A 20415-nucleotide genomic window follows, 5' to 3' on the forward strand; every position below is an offset into this window, starting at 1 on the left:
CGCAGCCGGCGGTCGTGCTCGTCTCAGACCCCGTCCTCGGCGGCCAGCGCGTCGGCCCGCCCCGGCTCGGCGAACGCCTCGGCCAGCGCCTGGCGCAGCGGCCAGGCACCCGACCGCCAGGCCAGCGCCCGGCCCAGGGCGGCGGGGCTGCCGTCCACGTGGTCGCGGTGCGCGCCGGGCCACCACGGCACCGGCCGGCCGCCGGCGGTGAGCCGGTCGTGGACCGCCACCTCCCCGGGCAGCTCCGGCACCCCGAGCCGGGCGGCGGCCAGCCCGGCGCCGGGCAGGTCGGCCCAGCGCAGCGTCCGGTCCGGCCGGCCGTCGACGGCGGCGGTCACCTCCTCGCTCGCCAGCGGCACGTCGAGCAGGTCGGCCACCTCGCCGGGCGCTCCCCCGGCCGGCACCAGCGCCCCGTCGACCAGCGGCTGCAGCCACGGCACGTCGAGCACCAGCACCGGCTCGCGGTCGGGGTCGGCGACCCGGCGGGGCGCCACGCGGACACGGGCCGGCGGGGTGACGTCGAGCCCGTCCAGCGCGGCGGCCAGGCGGGCGTAGACGGTGCGCAGGACGTCGGGGCGCACGGTGCGGGCCGGGTCACCGAGCCGGTCGAGCAGCTCCACGGCGGCGTCGGGGTCGGCCAGGACGTCGGCGACCGTCGCCGCCGGCGCCAGGAGCTCGAGCACCTCGGCAGGGGCCGGCGCCGGGTCGTACAGCCCCTGCAGCTCGGCGCTGCCGGGGGCACGCAGCCGGTCGGGACGCCGCCCGTCGAGCACCGGGTGCGAGCGCAGCCACCAGCGCAGGTAGCCCGGGACGGCGGTGCCGCCCAGCAGGACGTCCCCCCGCACGTCTGGCGGGAGGGCGGCCAGCATCGGCAGCGCGCGCTCCCAGTCGACGACCAGCTCGAGGTCGCGGACGGCGGCCACCGGCGGCCACCGCGGCGGCTCCGACCCGGGCGGCAGCCGGTCGAGCGCGGCGTCCACCCACTCCTCGGCGGCGTCGACGTCGAGGTCGCCGGGGTCCTCGGCACGCACGACGGCGAAGGAGTCGAGCACCCCGGCGGCGCGCAGCACGGCCGGGTCGTGCGCGGTGGCGGCCGCCGGGTGCAGCACGCCGAGCGCCCCCTCGTCGACGACGGCCGCGAACGCCGAGCCCGGCAGCAGCAGCTCCCCCGCCGGCGCCCAGCCCCCGGCGGCGTCCGGCAGCGCCAGCTCGGCCAGCCAGGGCAGCTCCCCCGGCGCGGGACCCGCGGCCGCGACCAGCGCCAGGACGGCGCCGGCCAGCGCCTCCGGGTCGCCGTCGGGTTCCTCGGCGGCGTCGAGCGAGGCCTCGACCGCCGCCCGCACCGCGGGGTCGGCCAGCACCTGCCCGGCGGTGGCCGGCCGGGCGCCGAGGCGCTCGAGCAGCCGCCGCGCGGCCGGCGGGGCGGCCGCCGCGGGATCGGCCAGCCGCAGGCGCAGGGGCGCCAGGTCGGCGACCGGCAGGCCCGGCTCGGGCAGCAGCACGCCGGCCGGTCCGGGCGCGGTGCGGCCGTCGGCCAGCGGCACCGGCAGGGCGCCCAGCTCCTCGGCCTGCGCGCCGTCGAGCGCCGCGTACAGCCGCGCCCACCAGGAGGCCGGGCGGTCGACCCCGGAGACGGCCTCGGCGACCTCGGCCGTGCCCACCCGACGCACCCCGAGGGCGGCCAGCGCCGAGGTGTGCGAGCGGCGCGACCAGCCGTCGGGCAGCAGCCCGGGGACGACGTCGACCAGCGCGGCGACCCGCTCGGGGGTGGGCTCGGCGAGCACGGCGGCCCGGCCCGGGGGCTGCCGGATCCCGGGGTGACCGGCCACCGGCAGCCACGCCGCGGCCCGCAGCCGGTCGAGCACCGCGGTGCCCACCGCCGCGTCCAGGGCCGCGGCGGCCAGCCCGACCCGCGGCACGAGGGCCAGCGCGGCCGCGTCGTCCTCGTCGTGGGCCGGCGCGGCGACCAGGTCGGCGTAGGCGTCGGCGGCGACCGCGACCAGCGCGTCGGTGACCGGCCCGGGCAGCACGTGGCGGCGGTCGGGGCCGAGGGGGAACGGCGCCACCAGCCGGGCCGGCAGGGAGAGCGGCTCGTCGCCGGGCGTCGGCGCGTGCAGCACCTGCGGGGCGGGCAGCGGCACCGGGCGGCCGTCGTCGTCCAGCGGCACGGCCCAGGTGACCGTGTAGCCGCGCCGGTCGCGCTCCTCCGCGGCGCGGCCGGCCAGCAGCTCCGCGGGCAGCTCGCCGGAGCGCTCGGCCAGCCGCCAGGTCGTCGTCCGGCCGCCGTCGGTGAGCCGGGCGGTGGACCCCTCGCGGGCGCAGCCCAGCACGCGCGCCGCGCCGCCGGCGACCACCTCGACCTCGGCCAGGCCGGGCAGCGCGAGCAGCAGCTCGGGGGTCAGCGCGTCGAGCGCGGCGCGCACGGCGCCGGCGGCGCCCTCCCGCAGCGGGAGCACGACCTCCGTCGCCCAGCCCCGGGGCGGGGCGCCCCTCGCGGGCCACGGCAGGCGCAGCACCGGCACCCCGCCGTCGCGGCGGGCGACCTCCGCGGCCAGCGCGGGGACGGCGGTGACCTCCGCGCGGGTCGCCGCGGCGCTGAACCGGACGCCGCCGGAGCTGGAGACGACGGCCGGCTCGTCGGACACCGCCAGGACGGCGGCGAAGCCGACGCCGAAGCGGCCGACGCTGCCCGGCTCGTCCCGCTTGGCCGACGCCCGCAGCGTGGCCAGCCCCTCGACGCCGGCGGCGTCCAGCGGGGCTCCGGTGTTCGCCGCCCGCAGCAGCTCCCCCTCGGGGCCGGCCGTCAGCTCGAGGCGCAGCCGGCCCGGGACGCCGGCGCGGGCGGCGGCGTCGGCGGCGTTCTGGGCGAGCTCCACCAGCAGCCGGTCGCGGTAGCCGCCGCGGACCAGGTCCTCCTCGGCGTTGGCGTCCTCCCGGAACCGGGCCGGCGACGCCGACCAGGCGGCGAGCACCCGCGCGCGCAGCGCGGCGGTCGAGAAGGGGTCCGGCACGCGCGACAGCATCGCAGCGCCGTGGGTGGCGGCCGCCCGCCCGTGGGTAGTGGACGGCCGTGACCGACACGGCGACGGACGCTCCCCCGCTGGCCTCCGCCATCGACCTCTCGCGGTACCGGCTCAAGGCCCTGCCCGACGTCGACTCCGACGAGGACTGGGACGACGACGGCGAGCTCTACGGCCCCGACGGGCAGCGGGTCGAGACGTGGCGGGAGGGCTACCCCTACGACGAGCGGATGCCGCGCTCGGAGTACGAGCGGGAGAAGCGCCGGCTGCAGATCCAGCTGCTGCGCTTCCAGGGGTGGGTCAAGGACAGCGGCCAGCAGGTGGTGATCGTCTTCGAGGGCCGCGACGCCGCGGGCAAGGGCGGCACGATCAAGCGGTTCACCGAGCACCTCAACCCCCGGGGCGCCCGGGTCGTGGCGCTGGACAAGCCCTCGGAGCGCGAGCAGAGCCAGTGGTACTTCCAGCGCTACGTGGCCCACCTGCCGGCCGCGGGCGAGATCGTGCTGTTCGACCGGTCCTGGTACAACCGCGCCGGCGTCGAGCGGGTCATGGGCTACGCGAGCGACGAGCAGTACCAGCGCTTCATGCGGCAGGCGCCGGAGTTCGAGCGGATGCTCGTCGACAGCGGGATCTGCCTGGTCAAGTTCTGGTTCTCGGTCTCCCGGCGCGAGCAGCGCACCCGCTTCGTCGTCCGCCAGCTGGACCCGGTGCGGCAGTGGAAGCTCTCCCCCACCGACCTGGCCTCCCTCGACCGCTGGGACGACTACACCGCGGCCAAGGAGGCGATGTTCGCTGCCACCGACACCCCGTGGGCGCCGTGGACGGTGATCAAGAGCAACGACAAGAAGCGCGCCCGCCTCGAGGCCATGCGGTACCTGCTGTGCCGCTCGGACTACGAGGGCAAGGACCCCGACGTGGTCGGCCGGCCCGACCCGAACATCGTGGTGGCCGCGGCCGACGTCCTCGAGGCCGACCGGGAGGCGCTGGACGAGCCCGCGCGGGCCTCCTGACCGCGGCCGCCCGGGCTCAGCGCGGGTCACGCCACATCGGCGTCATCGGCGGGCAGCCGGGCGGCACGTCGAGCGTGCCGTGCGGGCGGAAGCCGCAGCGCCGGTACAGCGGGACGCTCCGCTCGCAGGTGGCCTCGAGGTACGCGGGGAGCCCCGCGGCGTCGCAGCGGTCCACCACCGCCTGCAGCAGCGCGCCGCCGAGGCCCTGCCCCTGCCGCTCCGGACGCGTGCCGACGTAGAGCAGGTACCAGTGCGGCGGCAGGTCGCGGTGGTGGGCGTACAGGGCCGAGCGCACCCGCTGGAAGTACGGCATCCGCCGCCCGCCCACCCGCAGCCAGGACGGCAGCTCGCGCAGGTCCTCGCGGGTGGTGCCGCGCCAGTGGCCGGGCGGGAACCAGACCGCGGCGGCGTCCCCGCCGGCCGTCGTCCACAGCCCGCCGTGAGCCAGGCTGCGGCCGCCGTCGACGGCGAACACGCGCCGGATGCGCTCCTCCCGGGCCCGCACCCCCGGCGGCAGCAGGTGGCAGAAGAGCGGGTCGTCGGCGAACGCCGCGGCCAGGGTGCGGGTCAGCCGGCCGAGGTCGGCCGACGTCGCGGGACGGACGGCGCCCGGACGGACGGGGTGCTGCACGGAGTCGCCCACGCGGGGCACCGTCCTCCCCGCCGGGCCGGCCCTCCAGGGGCCTCCGCCCCTGCACCGGCGTGCCCTCCGGGGCCGCCGGACCTCGGGCTACGCGCCGGTAACTTCGCGGGTAACCTCCGCCACATGTCGCTCGCCGATGAGCTGGACACCGTCACCGCGTCCACCGCGGGCACGGTCGACCGGCACGCCACCGCCCAGACGTTCGAGTCCACGAACCCGGCCACCGGCGCGGTCGTCGGGGTCTTCCCGGTCCACGACGCCGAGGCCGTCGCCGAGACCGTGGCCCGCGCCCGGACCGCCGCCGGCGAGTGGGCCGCGCTCGGGTACGACGGCCGCCGCACCCGGCTGGCCGCCTACCGCGGCTACCTGGCCCGGCGGATCCACGAGCTCGCCGACCTGGTGCACCGGGAGAACGGCAAGACCCACGCCGACGCGATCCTCGAGATCACGCTGGCCATCGACCACCTGGCCTGGGCCGGCAACCACGCGCGCAAGGTGCTCGGGCCCCGGCGGGTCAGCTCGGGGATGCTCGCCGCGAACCACGCCTCCTACCTGGAGTACCAGCCGCTGGGCGTCGTCGGCGTGATCGGCCCGTGGAACTACCCGGTGTTCACGCCGATGGGCTCGATCGCCTACGCGCTGGCCGCCGGCAACGCCGTCGTCTTCAAGCCCTCCGAGCACACCCCGGCGATCGCCGCCTGGCTGGCCGCCGCGTGGCGCGCCGCCGTGCCCGACGCCGTCGACGCCCTCCAGGTGGTCACCGGCTTCGGCGAGACCGGGGCCGCGCTGTGCCGCGCCGGCGTCGGCAAGCTGGCCTTCACCGGCTCCGCGCCGACCGGCCGCAAGGTCATGGCCGCGTGCGCCGAGACGCTCACCCCGGTGCTCATGGAGCTCGGCGGCAAGGACGCGATGATCGTCGACGACGACGCCGACGTGGCGGCCGCGGCCGACGCCGCCGTCTGGGGCGCGATGAGCAACGCCGGGCAGACCTGCATCGGCATCGAGCGGGTCTACGCCACCGACGCCGTCTACGACCGGTTCGTCGCCGAGGTCACCGCCAAGGCCCGCGACCTGCGCCCCGGCTCGGACGACGACGCCGCCTACGGGCCGATGACGATGGAGTCGCAGACCGACGTCGTCCGCCGGCACGTCGACGACGCGACCGCCGCCGGCGCCCGGGTGCTCGTCGGCGGCACGCTGGACGGCCGCTACGTCTCCCCCACCGTGATCGTCGACGCGCCGGAGGACTCAGCCGCGGTCCGCGAGGAGACCTTCGGGCCGACGATCACGATCACGCGGGTGCGCGACGCCGAGGAGGCGCTGGAGCGCACCAACGCCAACCCGCACGGGCTGGCCGGCTCGGTGTACTCGCGGTCGCGCGACAGGGCGATGGACCTGGCCCGCCGGATGAAGAGCGGCATGACGTCGATCAACTCCGTGCTGACGTTCGCCTCGGTGCCGGCGCTGCCCTTCGGGGGCGTCGGCGAGAGCGGGTTCGGCCGGATCCACGGCGAGGACGGGCTCAAGGAGTTCACCCGCGCCAAGGCGATCACCCGCCAGCGGTTCGCCCTGCCGGTGGACCTGATGAGCTTCGGCCGGCCGGCGCAGGCCACCGACGCCCTCGCCCGGGTCATGGGCCTGGTGCACGGGCGGCACCGCTGATGGGCGCCTCCGACGAGTACGACGTCGTCGTCGTCGGGGCCGGGTCGGCCGGCTGCGCGCTCGCCGGCCGGCTGACCGAGGACCCGTCGCTGCGGGTGCTGCTGCTGGAGGCCGGCGGGTCCGACGACGTCCTCGAGGTGCAGGTGCCGGCCGCGCTCTACAAGGTGTGGCGCACCCGCCGGGACTGGAACTACACGACCGAGCCGCAGCCGGGCCTCGGCGGGCGCGGGCTGTTCTGGCCCCGCGGCAAGCTGCTGGGCGGGTCGTCGTCTATCAACGCGATGATCTACATCCGCGGCGCGGCCGCCGACTACGACGAGTGGGCGGAGCTCACCGGCGACCCGGCGTGGTCCTACGAGTCGGTGCTGCCGCTGTTCCGGCGGATGGAGGACAACGCCCGCGGCGCCGACCGGTTCCACGGGGTGGGCGGTCCGCTGCGGGTCGAGGACCCGCGCTCGCCGCACGTGTGGTCCCGGGCCGCCGTCCAGTCGGCGGTGGCGGCCGGCTACCCGCGCAACGACGACTTCAACGGCGCCGACCAGGAGGGCGTGGGCCTCTACCAGCTGACGCAGAGGCGCGGGCGCCGCTGGTCGGCGGCCGACGCGTACCTGCACCCGGCGCTGGGCCGGCCGAACCTCACGGTGCTGACCGGGGCCCTCACCACCCGGGTGCTGGTCTCCGGCGGGCGGGCGACCGGCGTCGAGTACCGCCGCGGCGGGCAGCTGCACACCGCGCACGCCGCCGCCGAGGTGGTGCTGGCCGGCGGCGCGGTGAACTCGCCGCAGCTGCTGATGCTCTCGGGGATCGGCCCGGGCGGGCACCTGCACGAGGTCGGCGTCGACGTCGTCCACGACCTCCCCGGCGTGGGCGGCGGGCTGCAGGACCACCCGCTGGTGCCGGTCATCTGGCACACCCGCGGCGGGAAGTCGCTGTTCCGGGCCGAGTCGCCGTCGGGCTACGCCCGGTGGTTCGGCGCCCGGCGCGGGCCGCTGACCTCGAACCTGGCCGAGGCGGGGCTGTTCACCCGCTCGCGGCCGGACCTCGACGCCCCCGACCTGCAGTACCACTTCCTGCCGGTCAAGTTCTGGCGGCAGGCGGAGGTCGACCCCGACGTCGACGCGTTCACCGCCGCCGCCGTGCTGGTGCGGGTGCACTCGCGGGGATCGGTGCGGCTGCGGTCGGCCGATCCGACGTGGGCGCCGGCCATCGACGCCGGCTACCTCACCGACGAGCGCGACCTCGACGCGCTCGTGTGCGGCGTCGAGAAGGCCCGCGAGATCGCCTCGGTCGGGCCGCTGGCCGCCGTCCTCGGCGAGGAGTGGTCGCCGGGCGGGACCGTCCACACGGGGGACGGGCTGCGGCAGGCGGTCCGCGACACCCTCGAGTCGCTGTACCACCCGGTGTCCTCGTGCCGGATGGGCACCGACGACGAGGCCGTCGTCGACTCCTCGCTGCGCGTGCACGGGCTGGAGGGGCTGCGGGTCGTCGACGCCTCGGTCATGCCGACGCTGGTCCGCGGCAACACGAACGCGCCGACGATCATGATCGCCGAGCGGGCGGCCGACCTCATCGCCGGCCGCACCGCCGCCCCCTCCCTCGCCGCCACCGCCTGAGAGCACTTCGCGCGCGAAAGTCCCCCTCGTGGTGGGGACTTCCGGGCGCGAAGTGCTCCTCATGGGGCCGCGAGGGCCTCCTGGACCCGGCGCACGACGGCGGCGAGGTCCCGCAGGTCGGCCGCACTCAGCCGGATCACCCGCCAGCCGGCAGCTGCGAGGGCGTCGAGCCGCTCCTGGTCGACGTCGATCTGGGTCCCGGTGAAGTGGTGCTCACCGTCGTACTCGAGGGCCAGCCGCACCTCGGGCCAGGCGAAGTCCACGCGCGCGACGAAGGCGCCGTCCGCGAAGACCTCGTACTGGGACCGCGGCTGCAGCCCCGCGAGCACCAGCGCCACGCGCACCCACGACTCCGGCGGCGACTCAGCGCTCGGGTCGACGAGCGGGACGGCGCGTCGCACGCGACTGGCGCCCCACCGTCCGCTGCCCGCTGCAGCGAGCGCAGCCAGGTCGTCGAGCGTGACCTCCTCGCTGCGCACCATCCCGTCGAGAGCGGCCACCGACGTGGACAGGCGCTCGAGTGCGGCGACGTCCCAGGCCGTCCTCAGGACCGACGTGACGGGGACGGCGTCCACCACCGTGACGTCACCCGGCGCCAGCACCGTCCGGTGGACGCGGACCCCGCGTGGCCCGCTCCAGCGGACGTCCTCGGGGCAGACGACGGTGACGGGATCGGTGGCACGCGCGAACGGTGCTCCCCACCAGGCAGCTGCCGAGTGCCCGCCGATGGCGGCGCCGGGCGGCAGCAGCAACGCCACTCCCCGGCAGACGAGCTGGTGGTCGAACTCCAGTCCAGGGTCGGCGTAGACGCCGTGCACGAGCCGCCGATAGCTCCGTCGGCGTAGCTGCGCCCTCGTGAGCAGGCCCTCGGCGACGGCGTGGCTCCCGACGAAGACCCCGGTGAGCTGACTGCGGTGGGCGGACACGAGCCGGAGCGTGGCCGATCGCGGGGCACCGACCTCGGCCGTCCACAGGAAAGAGCACTTCGCGCGCGAAAGTCCCCTGGGGTTGGGGACCTTCGCGCGCGAAGTGCTCCTCAGCCGTGGGCCTGGTCGGCGGCGGCGGCCTGGGGGTCGGTCGGCACGGCCGTGGGGACCGCGGGCGGCGGGGCGCTGCGGGCGATCGACACCGACATCAGCGCCGCCGCCAGGCACAGCCCGCCGGCCAGCAGCCAGGCGAGGTCGTAGGAGCCGGTGACGTCGCGGATGACGCCGCCACCGAAGGCCGCGAAGGCCGAGCCGACCTGGTGCGAGGCGAACACCCAGCCGAAGACGACGGGCGCGCGGGCACCGAAGTGCTCCCGGCACAGCGCCAGCGTCGGGGGCACCGTGGCCACCCAGTCCAGGCCGTAGAAGACGATGAACACGATCATGCTGGCCTGCAGGTCGGGCCCGAACAGCGCCGGCAGCAGGAAGAGCGAGGCCCCGCGCAGCCCGTAGTAGGCGAGCAGCAGCAGCCGCGGGTCGACCCGGTCGGTCAGCCAGCCGGAGAAGACCGTCCCGGCGATGTCGAAGACGCCCACCAGGGCCAGCAGGCCGGCCGCCGTCGTCACCGGCATGCCGTGGTCGTGCGCGGCCGGGATGAAGTGCGGCTGGACCAGCCCGTTCGTCGACAGCCCGCAGATGAAGAACCCGCCGGCCAGCAGCCAGAACGCCCGCGACCGGGACGCGGCCAGCAGCCCCTGGACGGCGGTCCGCGCCGCGCCGCTGCGGACGGGGTCGACGTCGTCGGCCGCGGTGCCGCCGTAGGGGACGGCGCCGACGTCACGCGGCCGGTCCCGCAGCAGCCACGCCACCAGCGGGACGACGGCGAGCGCGGCCGCGGTGGTGCCCAGCGACGCCGCCCGCCAGCCCCACGTCCCGTCGATCCAGGCCACCAGCGGCAGGAACACCAGCTGGCCGGCCGCGCCGCCCGCGGTGAGGACGCCGGACACCAACCCCCGCCGCGCCACGAACCACCGCCCGGTCACGGTGGCCACCAGCGACAGCGCCATCGACCCGGCGCCCAGGCCCACCAGCACGCCCCACAGCAGGACCAGCTGCCAGCTCGCCGTCATGAAGACGGTCAGCCCGCTGCCGAGCGCGACGAGCAGCAGCGCGCAGACCACCACCCGGCGGATGCCGAAGCGCTCCATCAGCGCGGCGGCGAACGGCGCGGTGAGCCCGTACAGCGCCATGTTGACCGCGACGGCGGCGGAGATCGTCGACACCGACCAGCCGAACTCGTCCCGCAGCGGGTCGATGAGGACGCCGGGCACCGCACGGAAGGCCGCCGCCCCCACGAGGGCCAGGAACGTCACCGCCGCCACCCACCAGGCGGGGTGGACGCGCCGCCGGGTGGGGGACGGCGCGGCGGTCGGGGCAGAGGTCAGCACGGCCGCGAGCATGACCGACGGCCGACCGCGCGACGAGTGGCCCGACAGCCAACATGTGCAAGGATCCGGCCATGTCCGCGGCACCACCCCGCCGCCACGAGGTGGTCGTCCTCGCCCTGCCGAACTGCATCTCCTTCGAGCTGGGCCTGCCGCACCGGCTGCTCGGCTCGGCCGTCGACGCCGCCGAGCGCCCGCTCTACCGGGTCCGCGTCGCCACCCTCGACGGCGGGCCGGTGCGCTCCTCGGCCGGCTTCGGCGTGCTGCCCGAGCACGACGCGTCGGTGCTGGCGACCGCGCGGACCGTCGTCGTCCCCGGGGTCTTCGGCGGGCCGGCCATGAGCGAGGGCCGGATCCCCGACGAGCTGGGGACGGCGCTGCGCGACGCGGCCGCCGGCGGCGCCCGGCTGGTGTCGATCTGCACCGGCGCCTTCGTGCTCGCCGCCGCCGGACTGCTCGACGGGCGCCCGGCCACCACCCACTGGATGCACGCCGACACCTTCCGCCGGCTGTTCCCCGCCGTCCGGCTCGACCCCGGCGTGCTGTTCGTCGACGACGGCGACGTGCTCACCTCGGCCGGCAACGCCGCGGGCATCGACCTGATGCTGCACCTGGTGCGCCGCGACCACGGCAGCGACGTGGCGAACCGGGCGGCGCGGCGCAACGTCGTCGCCCCCTGGCGGGAGGGCGGCCAGACGCAGTTCGTCGAGCGGCCGCTGCCCGAGCCCGGCGGCGCGGGCACCGCCGCCACCCGCGCCTGGGCCGCCGAGCGCCTCGGCGAGCCGCTCACCCTCGCCGACCTCGCCGGGCACGCCCGGATGAGCGTGCGCACCTTCACCCGGCGCTTCCGCGAGGAGACCGGCGTCTCGCCGCTGCGCTGGCTCGCCGCCCAGCGGCTGGCCCTGGCCCGGCAGCTGCTGGAGACCACCGACGCCTCGGTCGACCGGGTGGCCGCCGACGCGGGGTTCGGGACACCGGCCTCCCTCCGTCAGCACCTGCGGGCGGCCATCGGCGTCGCCCCCGGCGCCTATCGCCGCAGCTACCGCGGCGGCCCGAGCGGCGACACGTCCCTCGATGTGACCGGACACTCCCCCGCCTGAGGGCAGGTCCGCGGCCCGCGTCTGGTTGAGTGGGCAGTGCCGGCGCCGGTCCGCCGCCCATCCGGGGCAGCTGGACGCGACGTCGGGCCGAGGCCGCGCCACCGAGGCGCGCCCGGTCGTCCGACGTCCCGCCGACGACGTGCGCGCCGCCCTGCCCGCGAGCAGGAGTGCCGGCGCGCGCCCTCCGCCGGGTCGCAGGACGGCCACTCGAACGTCGAGGAAGTCGTCAGATGAGCACCGCCCAGAACACCCCCGCCACCGGCCCCACCCCCGGGACCGGCCGCCCGCGCCGCCGTCGCGGCGGCCGAGGCCGTGGCCCCCGCCCCGCCGGCGAGCAGCAGCAGCCCCAGGTCGCGGTCCGCCCCGCCGAGGTCCCGACCCCCGCCGTCGTCCCGGCCGGGGACGCGCCCACGGTCCTGCCCACCGACACCACGTTCGAGGCGCTCGGCGTCCCGGCGCCGCTGGTCGAGGTGCTGACCGCCAGCGGCATCACCGCGCCGTTCCCCATCCAGGTCGCCACGCTGCCCGACACCCTCGCCGGCCGCGACGTGCTCGGCCGCGGGCGCACCGGCTCGGGCAAGACGCTGGCCTTCAGCCTCCCGCTCGTCGCCCGGCTCGCCGCCAGCGACAGCCGGCGGACGCCGAAGCGACCCCGCGCGCTGGTGCTCGTGCCGACCCGCGAGCTGGCCAACCAGGTGCTCGCCGTCGTCGACCCGCTGGCCCGCGCGCTCGGCATGCGCGCCACAGTCGTCTTCGGCGGCGTCGGCCAGAACCCGCAGGTGCAGGCGCTGGCCGCCGGCGTCGACGTCCTCATCGCCTGCCCCGGCCGGCTCGAGGACCTCATCGGCCAGGGCCACGCCGACCTCTCCGCCGTCGAGATCACCATCCTCGACGAGGCCGACCACATGGCCGACCTGGGCTTCCTGCCCGGCGTCAAGCGGCTGCTGGACCGGACGCCGAAGGTGGGTCAGCGCCTGCTGTTCTCCGCGACGCTGGACAACGGCGTCGACGTCCTGGTGAAGCGCTACCTGAGCCACCCGACCACGCACTCGGTCGACCCGGCCGTGGCCCCGGTGTCGACGATGACCCACCACGTCCTCCAGGTGCAGGCCGCCGACAAGGCCGAGGTCGTCCGCCAGCTGGCCTCCGGGCTCGGCCGCAGCGTGCTGTTCACCCGCACCAAGCACCAGGCCAAGAAGCTCGCCAAGCAGCTGACCGCCGCGGGCGTGCCCGCCGTCGACCTGCACGGCAACCTGAGCCAGAACGCCCGCGAGCGCAACCTCGAGGCCTTCAGCACCGGCGCCACCCGCGTGCTCGTGGCCACCGACATCGCCGCCCGCGGCATCCACGTGGACGACGTCGCGCTGGTGGTGCACGTCGACCCGCCGGCCGAGCACAAGGCCTACCTGCACCGCTCCGGGCGCACCGCCCGCGCCGGCGCCGGCGGCACCGTCGTCACCGTGAGCACGCCCGACCAGGCCGGCGAGGTGCGCACCCTGGCCCGCCAGGCCGGGATCACCCCGACCGTCAGCGCCGTGCGTCCCGGCGCAGCGCAGATCAGCGACCTGACCGGTCCCGCCGCCCCGTACGTCGAGCCGGCCCCGGCGCCGGCCCCGCAGCCGCAGGGCACCGGCGGCGGCCGTCGCCGCCGGTCCGGCGGCGGCAGCGGCGGCGCGACCGGCACGGGCGGCGCGGGTGCGGGCGGCTCGGCGGCCGGCGGCCGTGGCGGGGCGACCCGCAACCCCGGGCCGGCGCGCACGCGGGCCGAGCTCGCCGCCCGCGCCGGCACCCACTCGGCCGCCTCGTTCAGCGGCGGCCGCACGCGCCGGGGTCGCTGACCCGCGCGGACGGGCCCGGGGCGCACGCCCCGGGCCCGTCGCCGGGGTTGACCCCACGGACTCGGGGCACAGGACCGGGCAGGCCGCCGAGCACCGGCGACCGCACCAGCGACGAACGAGGTGTCCCGTGGGTCTGCCCATCACCCTGGCCGAGATCGGCCCCCGGCTGTCGGCCGGTGCCTTCATCCTCAACAGCGGGCTCGGCAAGCGCGGCGCGGACGAGGCGACCGCGGCCGGCCTGCACGGCTTCGCGTCGAGCACGTACCCCTTCCTGAAGAAGGTGGAGCCGGCGCAGTTCGCGCAGGGTCTGGCCGCGGCGGAGATCGGCATCGGCGCGGCGCTGCTCACGCCCTTCGTGCCGACCGCGGTCGCCGGGCTGCTGCTCACCGGCTTCTCCGGCGGCCTGCTCGGGCTCTACCTGAACACGCCGGGCATGCGCAAGGAGGGCAGCCTGGCGCCCACCCAGGAGGGCCTGGCCGTCGCCAAGGACGTCTGGCTGCTCGGCATCGGCGTCGGCCTGCTCACCCGCGGCATCGTCGACCGCACCCCGCGGGTGACCGTGAAGAAGGCGCGCCGGCAGACGAGGCAGGCCGTCCGGCAGGCCCGGCGAGCCGCGCGGGCCGCCTGAGGACCCCCGCCGGCCGCGGTCAGCCCGCGGGCAGGAAGACGGTGCTGACGATGCGGCGCCGGCGGCCCTCCCGCGGGCCGGCCGCGGTGCGGGCGGCGAGCACCGCGCGCAGCTCGCCCACCATCTCGGCGAACTCCCCGTCGTCCAGCCACAGCCCGATCTGCCGGTAGCCGACGCCGTCGCGGCCGAGGTCGGGCTCCCCGGCGCCGGCGAGGTAGCGGTCGAAGTCGGCGAGCAGCGACGCGACGAAGGTGCGGAAGGCCTGCCGGTGCTCCTCCGGGGTCATCCCGGCGGCGTCGTCCGCGGTCACCGACGCGGCCGAGAGCACCAGCCGGTAGCTGCGCTCGACGGCGCCGCGCACCCGCCGCTCACCGACCACCTCGAGCACGCCGGCGTCGGCGAGCACGCCAACGTGGCGGTACAGGGAGGCCGCGGGCACGTCCGGCAGCTCGCCGCGCAGGTCCGTCGTGGTCAGCGTGCGCTCCCCCAGGAACGCCTGCACGACGCGCAGCCGCACGGGGTGGAGCAGCAGGTCCGTCGACGGCATCCCGTATCCACCGTTCTCACGTTTGACATCGTTCTCGTAGTCGAGAACGATAACGGCATGGCCACCCTGTCCGCGACCCCGACCACCCTCACCGTCACCCTCACCCGCAGCGAGAAGCTCTGGGGCCTGCTCCGCGACCTGGAGGTGCCGCGCTCGGCCGTCCGGTCCGTCGAGGTGGTCCCCGACGGGCAGGCCGCCGCCCGGGGCCTGCGCGCCCCGGGCCTCGGGCTGCCGCGGCGCAGGATCGGCACCTGGCGGGCGCGCGGGGAGAAGAGCCTGGTCAGCGTGCGCCGTGGCCAGGCGGCGGTGCGGGTCCGGCTCACCGGGCAGCGCTTCGACACCCTGCTCGTCGGGACCGACGACGCCGCCGCGGTGGCGGCCGAGCTGGCGGGGTGACGGTGCGCGAGCTGGAGGTCACCGTCCCGGGCGAGCCGGCCCTCGCCGGCACCCTCACCCTCCCGGAGGGCGCCGGCCCGTTCCCCGCCGTCGCCCTGGCCGCCGGCTCGGGGCCGGTCGACCGCGACTCCGACCACCGCCGCGCGCGCCTGGGTGTCACCCGGGCACTGGCGCACGCACTCGCGGGCGGGGGGCTCGCCTCCCTGCGCTACGACAAGCGCGGGGTCGGCGGCAGCGGGGGCGGCGACTGGCGGGCCGCCGGCTTCGCCGACAACGTCGACGACCTGGCCCGGGTCCGCGACGCGCTCGCCGCGCGCCCCGAGGTCGACCCGGGCCGGGTGCTGCTCGGGGGGCACAGCGAGGGCGCCCTGCTGGCGGCGGCGGTCGCGGCACGCGGTGCAGGCGCGGCCGGGCTGGTGCTGCTCTCCGCCAGCGCCACCCCGGGCCGCGAGCTGCTCGACTGGCAGACCGCGCGGATCGCGGCGACCCTGCCGCGGCCGGTCCGGCTGCTGCTGCGCGGGCTGCGCGTCGACCTCGAGCGCAGGGCGGCGGCGAACCGCGCGCGGATCGCGGCCACCACGACCGACGTCGCGCGCGTCGGCGCGGTGCGCGTGAACGCCCGCTGGACACGGGAGTTCATGGCCCACGACCCCCGGGCGGACCTGCGCCGGATCGACGTCCCCGTGCTCGCGCTGACCGGCGGGAAGGACCTGCAGGTCCGCCCGGACGACCTCGCCGTCATCGCGGCCACCGTGCCGGGTGAGGTGACCACGCACCTGGTGCCGGACCTGACGCACACGCTGCGCCGCCAGCCGGGCCCGCCGTCGATGAGCCGGTACCGCGAGGAGCTGCGCCGGCCGGTCGACGCCGGGGTGCTGGACACCGTGGTCTCGTGGTGCGCGGGCATGGTCTCGGAGAGGTAACGGCCGCCTGGCAACACCCTGGGTGGGGGTTCCGCGCGTCTCCTTCAACGTTGGAGGATCCCGCCCGAGGGGGTGCCGCTCCGGGCGCCGCCCGCGCTCCGAGGAGGACCACGTGCACCGTCCGACCGGATCCACCCGTGCAGCACGCCGCCTGGCCGCCGGCCTGGTGGCCGTCTCGCTCGGCCTGCTGTCCGCCTGCGGCGGGGACGACGACGACGGCGGCGACACCGCGGCGGCCACCAGCAGTTCCAGCGAGGCGCAGACCAGCGCGAGCGAGACGTCGGCGGGCGGCGCCACGTCCAGCGGCGCCGAGCAGCCGGCGGGCGGCACCCTCGCGGTGAACTCGGTCGACTTCGACTTCGAGCTCGACTCGACGGAGCTCGCGGCGGGCGAGTACACGATCGAGCTGACCAACGGCGGCAGCGCGACGCACGACCTGGTGGTGGAGCGCGACGGCGAGGACGTCGACGGCACCGAGCAGATCGGCCCCGGGGAGACGTCCTCGGTCACCGTCACGCTCGAGCCGGGCGAGTACGTCTTCTACTGCTCGGTCGGCAACCACCGCTCCATGGGCATGGAGGTGACGGTGACGGTGACATGACGGCCACGGTCACGCAGGGCCGCGGCACCGGCGTCGCGATCGCGCTGCTGCGGCTGGCCGGCGCGGTGCTGCTCGCCGCGATCGCGGCCATCCACCTGTACCTGTGGCAGGACGGCTACGACTCCATCGACGTCATCGGCCCGGCGTTCCTGCTGCAGGCGGTCCTCGGCTTCGGCGGCGCGCTGCTCCTGCTGGTCTCCCCGCCGCGGCTGCTGGTCTGGGCGGCGCTGCTCGGGCTGCTGTTCTCCATCGGCTCCCTGGCGGCGCTGCTGCAGTCCACCTACGGCCTGCTCTGGCTGGAGCCGGGGATGTTCGACTTCGTCGAGTCCGACGTCGCGCCGTGGTGGCAGGAGACCTTCTGGGTCGAGATCGCCGCGATCGCCGTCCTGCTGGTGCTCACCGTGCTGGCCGCCGGCCGCCGGCGGGGCCTGCGCCGGACCCGGCACCAGGGCCGCGACGCCCTCTGAGCCCGTCGGGACCGAGGGAGGGGGATCCGCCGGGGCGACCCGGCGGATCCCCGTCCTCAGTTCCCGCTGGAGAAGGCGGCGTCGAACGCCGCGGCCGGCGGGTCGAAGGCCAGCCGGCGGACGAAGGCCAGGGCCTCGGGGGCGCCGACGAGGCGGTCCATGCCGGCGTCCTCCCACTCGACCGAGATCGGCCCGTCGTAGCCGATCGTGTTGAGCATCCGGAAGCAGGCCTCCCACGGGACGTCGCCGTGCCCGGTGGAGACGAAGTCCCAGCCGCGCCGCGGGTCGGCCCAGGGCAGGTGCGAGCCCATCCGGCCGTTGCGGCCGTTGCCCACCTGCTTCTTCGCGTCCTTGCAGTCGACGTGGTAGATCCGGTCGCGGAAGTCCCACAGGAAGCCGACCGGGTCGAGGTCCTGCCAGACGAAGTGGCTCGGGTCCCAGTTCAGCCCGAACGCCTCGCGGTGGCCGATCGCCTCCAGCGTGCGGACCGTCGTCCAGTAGTCGTAGGCGATCTCCGACGGGTGCACCTCGTGGGCGAACCGGACGCCGACCTCGTCGAAGACGTCGAGGACCGGGTTCCACCGGGCTGCGAAGTCGGCGTACCCGTCCTCGATCATCGACTCGGGGACCGGCGGGAACATCGCCACGGTCTTCCAGATCTTCGACCCGGTGAACCCGACGACCGTCTTGACGCCCAGCTTCGCCGCCGCGCGCGCGGTCAGCTTCATCTCCTCGGCCGCCCGCTGCCGGACACCCTCGGGGTCGCCGTCGCCCCAGACGCGCGGGTGCACCATGCCGCGGTGCCGCTCGTCGATCGGGTCGTCGCAGACGGCCTGGCCGTTGAGGTGGTTGGAGATCGTGAACAGCTGCAGGTTGTGGCGCTTCAGGATGTCGAGGCGCTCCTGCACGTAGGAGTCGTCGTTCGCGGCCCGCTCGACGTCGAGGTGGTCGCCCCAGCAGGCGATCTCGAGGCCGTCGTACCCCCAGTCGGAGGCGAGCCGGCACACCTCCTCGAACGGGAGGTCGGCCCACTGGCCGGTGAACAGGGTGACGGGACGGGGCATCGGACTCCCTCAGATCTCGGTGAAGGTGGAGGCGTTGGCGGCGCTGCGCTCGACGGCGTCGAGCACCCGCTGGACCTGCAGGCCGTCGGCGAACGACGGCGTCGGGTCGGCGTCCTTGGCGATGGCGGTGAGCAGGTCCACGACCTGGTGGGTGAAGCCGTGCTCGTAGCCGAGGCCGTGGCCGGCCGGCCACCAGGCGCCGATGTAGGGGTGCTCGGGCTCGGTGACGATGATGCGGCGGAAACCGGCCCGCTCGGCCGGCTCCGTGCCGTCGAAGAACTCGAGCACATTCATGTCCTCGAAGTCGAAGGCGAGGCTGCCTTCTGACCCGTTGACCTCGATGCGGATGCCGTTCTTGCGGCCCAGGGCGAAGCGGGTGGCCTCGAAGGTCGCGACGGCGCCGCCGGAGAACCGGCCGAGGAACAGCGCCGCGTCGTCCACGGTGACCTCGCCGGTCCCCTGCCCCGCGACGCCGGAGAGCCCGCCGCTCGAGGCGGCCAGCGGCCGCTCCTTGACGAAGGTCTCCATCAGCGCGCTGACCCCGGTGATGGTCTCGCCGGTGATGTGCTGGGTGAGGTCGACGATGTGCGCGCCGATGTCGCCCAGCGCCCCCGATCCGGCGCGGTCCTTCTCCAGCCGCCAGGACATCGGCGCCGCGGGGTCGGCGATCCAGTCCTGCAGGTAGGCGGCCCGCACGTGGCGGATCCGCCCGATGCGGCCCTCGGCGACCATCTGCCGGGCCAGCGCGACCGCCGGCACGCGGCGGTAGGTGAAGCCGACCATCGACCGGACGCCGCGCTCCGCGGCGCGGGCGGCGGCCTCGGCCATGGCCTCGGCCTCGGCGACGGAGTTGGCCAGCGGCTTCTCGCAGAGGACGTGCTTGCCCGCCTCGAGGGCGGCGATGGCGATCTCGGCGTGGGTGTCGCCGGGGGTGCAGACGTCGACCAGGTCGACGTCATCGCGCTCGACGGCCCGGCGCCAGTCGGTCTCGACGTCGGCCCAGCCGAGCCGGGCGGCGGCCTCGGCCGCGCGGGTCCGGTCGCGGCCGACGAGGACGGTGAGCTCGGGGCGCAGCGGGAGGTCGAAGAAGTGCGGGGCCGTGCGCCAGGCCTGCGAGTGGGCGGCGCCCATGAAGGCGTGCCCGATCAGGCCCACCCCGAGGGTGGGACGGTGGGATGAGGTCATGAGGGTGCTCCCGGGGTGGGGTGGAGTCGCTCGGTGACGGGAACCGTCACCGAGCGACTCCGACGCAGGACGGTCAGGACTCGAACGCGGCGTCGAGGTACTGGTCGACGTTGTCCGCGGTCACGACCGGGGCGTTGAGCACGATCGTCCGGGGCACTCCCTGGGAGTTCAGGTCGGACACGCTCTTGCCCTGGGCGATCAGGCGGGCCAGCCGGACACCGTCGGCCGCCTGGGTGTGCGGGTAGATGACGGTCGCCTGGAGGACCGAGTCACCGGACTGGATCTCCCGCATCGCGTTCGCCGAGCCGGCGCCGCCGACCATGAAGAACTCGTCGCGGCCGGCGTTCTCGATCGCGGCCAGGACGCCGACGCCCTGGTCGTCGTCGTGGTTCCAGATCGCGTCGATCTGCGGGGCGGCCTGGAGGAGGTTGGCCGCCTCGGCCTCGCCGGACTCGACGGTGAACTCCGCCGCGACCCGGTTGCTCACCTCGAGGCCGCAGTCGGCCAGCGCGTCGGCGAAGCCCTGGCTGCGGTCCTGGGTCAGGGGCAGCGAGTCGATGCCGGCGATCTCCGCGACCACGGCGTCGGGCTGGTCACCGAGCTGCTCGCAGATGTAGGTGCCGGCCGAGACGCCCATGCCGTAGTTGTCGCCGAGGATCGTGGCGCGGGCGGCGAACGGGCTGTTGAACTCGCGGTCGACGTTGATGACCGGGATGCCGGCCTCCATCGCCTCCAGCGCCACGGGCGTCAGGGCGTCGCCGTCGAAGGGCAGCAGCACGATCGCGTCGACGCCGTCGTTGATGAAGGTCTCGACCTGGGCGATCTGGGCGCTCACGTCGTTCGTGCCCTCGGCGACGATCAGCTCGACGTCGTCGTACTCCTCGTCCACCGCGCGGGCGGCCTCGGTGATGCCGGCCATCCAGCCGTGGTCGGCCGCCGGCGCCGAGAAGCCGATGGTGACGGTCTCGCCCTCCTCGTCGTTGTCGCTGACGGCGTTGTTGCCGCCGCCGCCCGAGTTCTCCGGCTCGTTGCCGGTGCAGCCGGCCACCAGGGCGCCGGTGCTCATCAGGGCGACCGCGGTGTAGGTCATCCGGCGGAAGGGACGCTGCCTCGCTGCAGACATGGGATCTCCTCGGGGTGTTCGCCTCGCTGGCTGGGCCGCCAGGTCGTGCTCGTCGGACGTGCGGGTGGGGTGCCGGGCCCGGCGGGCGGGGACCCGACGGGTGGTGCGGGGCGGGGGGGGGGGGGGGCCCCCCCCCCCCCCCCCACCCCGGCGGGGGCGTGGGCGCGCCCCCCGGCCCCCCCCCGCCCGCCTGTCGCCCCCCAAACACCCCCCCCCCCCCCCCC

18 protein-coding genes are annotated in these 20415 nt (G+C 76.3%); 10 read left to right on the forward strand and 8 right to left on the reverse strand.

The window, feature by feature from the left end; all coding sequences use genetic code 11:
- Nucleotides 1–23: 23 nt before the first annotated feature.
- Complete coding sequence (locus ACI8AX_RS17690) at nt 24–3011, reverse strand: sacsin N-terminal ATP-binding-like domain-containing protein (protein WP_456551156.1); 2988 nt, start codon at nt 3009–3011, stop codon at nt 24–26.
- Nucleotides 3012–3070: 59 nt separating this feature from the next.
- Here ACI8AX_RS17690 and ppk2 point away from each other — a divergent pair, with 59 nt between their 5' ends.
- On the forward strand, nt 3071–4030 hold the full coding sequence (gene ppk2, locus ACI8AX_RS17695) for a polyphosphate kinase 2 (RefSeq protein ID WP_456551157.1): 960 nt from the start codon (nt 3071–3073) through the stop codon (nt 4028–4030).
- Between the two features lie 16 nt (nt 4031–4046).
- Here ppk2 and ACI8AX_RS17700 read toward each other — a convergent pair whose 3' ends face one another.
- A complete protein-coding gene (locus ACI8AX_RS17700) occupies nt 4047–4673 on the reverse strand; it encodes a GNAT family N-acetyltransferase (RefSeq protein WP_456551158.1) in 627 nt (208 codons plus the stop codon).
- 123 nt (nt 4674–4796) lie between these two features.
- Between ACI8AX_RS17700 and ACI8AX_RS17705 the strand changes: the two genes are divergently transcribed.
- Together ACI8AX_RS17705 and ACI8AX_RS17710 are read left to right on the forward strand one after the other, a co-directional pair.
- Nucleotides 4797–6335, forward strand: coding sequence for an aldehyde dehydrogenase family protein (locus ACI8AX_RS17705; RefSeq protein WP_456551159.1), 1539 nt, complete (start codon nt 4797–4799; stop codon nt 6333–6335).
- On the forward strand, nt 6335–7948 hold the full coding sequence (locus tag ACI8AX_RS17710) for a GMC family oxidoreductase (RefSeq protein ID WP_456551160.1): 1614 nt from the start codon (nt 6335–6337) through the stop codon (nt 7946–7948). Before ACI8AX_RS17705 ends, ACI8AX_RS17710 begins: the two co-directional genes overlap by 1 nt.
- Nucleotides 7949–8007: 59 nt before the next feature.
- Here the strand turns inward: ACI8AX_RS17710 and ACI8AX_RS17715 are convergent, their stop codons facing one another.
- Both ACI8AX_RS17715 and ACI8AX_RS17720 read right to left on the reverse strand, forming a co-directional pair.
- Nucleotides 8008–8874, reverse strand: a complete 867-nt coding sequence (locus tag ACI8AX_RS17715; protein ID WP_456551161.1) for a DUF559 domain-containing protein — start codon at nt 8872–8874, stop codon at nt 8008–8010.
- Between the two features lie 110 nt (nt 8875–8984).
- Nucleotides 8985–10322, reverse strand: a complete 1338-nt coding sequence (locus ACI8AX_RS17720; RefSeq protein WP_456551162.1) for an MFS transporter — start codon at nt 10320–10322, stop codon at nt 8985–8987.
- A 71-nt stretch (nt 10323–10393) separates the two neighbouring features.
- Between ACI8AX_RS17720 and ACI8AX_RS17725 the strand changes: the two genes are divergently transcribed.
- From ACI8AX_RS17725 to ACI8AX_RS17735, 3 genes are all read left to right on the forward strand, one after another.
- Nucleotides 10394–11419, forward strand: a complete 1026-nt coding sequence (locus tag ACI8AX_RS17725) for a GlxA family transcriptional regulator (protein ID WP_456551163.1) — start codon at nt 10394–10396, stop codon at nt 11417–11419.
- Nucleotides 11420–11649: 230 nt separating this feature from the next.
- Nucleotides 11650–13257, forward strand: coding sequence for a DEAD/DEAH box helicase (locus tag ACI8AX_RS17730; RefSeq protein WP_456551164.1), 1608 nt, complete (start codon nt 11650–11652; stop codon nt 13255–13257).
- 127 nt (nt 13258–13384) lie between these two features.
- A complete protein-coding gene (locus ACI8AX_RS17735; protein WP_456551165.1) occupies nt 13385–13885 on the forward strand; it encodes a hypothetical protein in 501 nt (166 codons plus the stop codon).
- 19 nt (nt 13886–13904) lie between these two features.
- Here ACI8AX_RS17735 and ACI8AX_RS17740 read toward each other — a convergent pair whose 3' ends face one another.
- Nucleotides 13905–14432 (reverse strand): helix-turn-helix domain-containing protein, encoded by a 528-nt coding sequence (locus ACI8AX_RS17740; RefSeq protein WP_456551166.1) that lies wholly within the window; start codon nt 14430–14432, stop codon nt 13905–13907.
- A 57-nt stretch (nt 14433–14489) separates the two neighbouring features.
- Here ACI8AX_RS17740 and ACI8AX_RS17745 point away from each other — a divergent pair, with 57 nt between their 5' ends.
- The 4 genes from ACI8AX_RS17745 to ACI8AX_RS17760 all read left to right on the forward strand — a co-directional run bounded on the left by ACI8AX_RS17745 (nt 14490) and on the right by ACI8AX_RS17760 (nt 16819).
- The gene (locus tag ACI8AX_RS17745; protein WP_456551167.1) at nt 14490–14828 is read left to right on the forward strand and encodes a hypothetical protein; all 339 of its coding nucleotides are present in this window, start codon (nt 14490–14492) and stop codon (nt 14826–14828) included.
- Nucleotides 14825–15751, forward strand: a complete 927-nt coding sequence (locus ACI8AX_RS17750; protein ID WP_456551168.1) for an alpha/beta hydrolase family protein — start codon at nt 14825–14827, stop codon at nt 15749–15751. Before ACI8AX_RS17745 ends, ACI8AX_RS17750 begins: the two co-directional genes overlap by 4 nt.
- Nucleotides 15752–15863: 112 nt before the next feature.
- Complete coding sequence (locus ACI8AX_RS17755; protein WP_456551169.1) at nt 15864–16352, forward strand: cupredoxin domain-containing protein; 489 nt, start codon at nt 15864–15866, stop codon at nt 16350–16352.
- Nucleotides 16349–16819: a hypothetical protein gene (locus ACI8AX_RS17760; protein WP_456551170.1), complete on the forward strand. Its 471-nt coding sequence runs from the start codon at nt 16349–16351 to the stop codon at nt 16817–16819. The genes ACI8AX_RS17755 and ACI8AX_RS17760 overlap by 4 nt, the downstream gene beginning before the upstream one ends.
- A 56-nt stretch (nt 16820–16875) precedes the next feature.
- Here the strand turns inward: ACI8AX_RS17760 and ACI8AX_RS17765 are convergent, their stop codons facing one another.
- From ACI8AX_RS17765 to ACI8AX_RS17775, 3 genes are all read right to left on the reverse strand, one after another.
- On the reverse strand, nt 16876–17883 hold the full coding sequence (locus ACI8AX_RS17765; RefSeq protein ID WP_456551171.1) for a sugar phosphate isomerase/epimerase family protein: 1008 nt from the start codon (nt 17881–17883) through the stop codon (nt 16876–16878).
- Between the two features lie 9 nt (nt 17884–17892).
- Nucleotides 17893–19068 carry a Gfo/Idh/MocA family protein gene (locus ACI8AX_RS17770; RefSeq protein ID WP_456551172.1) on the reverse strand — a complete coding sequence of 392 codons (1176 nt, stop codon included), beginning with the start codon at nt 19066–19068 and terminating at the stop codon, nt 17893–17895.
- 73 nt (nt 19069–19141) lie between these two features.
- Nucleotides 19142–20191 (reverse strand): substrate-binding domain-containing protein, encoded by a 1050-nt coding sequence (locus tag ACI8AX_RS17775; protein WP_456551173.1) that lies wholly within the window; start codon nt 20189–20191, stop codon nt 19142–19144.
- Between the last annotated feature and the right edge of the window lie 224 nt (nt 20192–20415).

The sequence above is a fragment of the Blastococcus sp. SYSU D00813 genome, assembly GCF_054050735.1.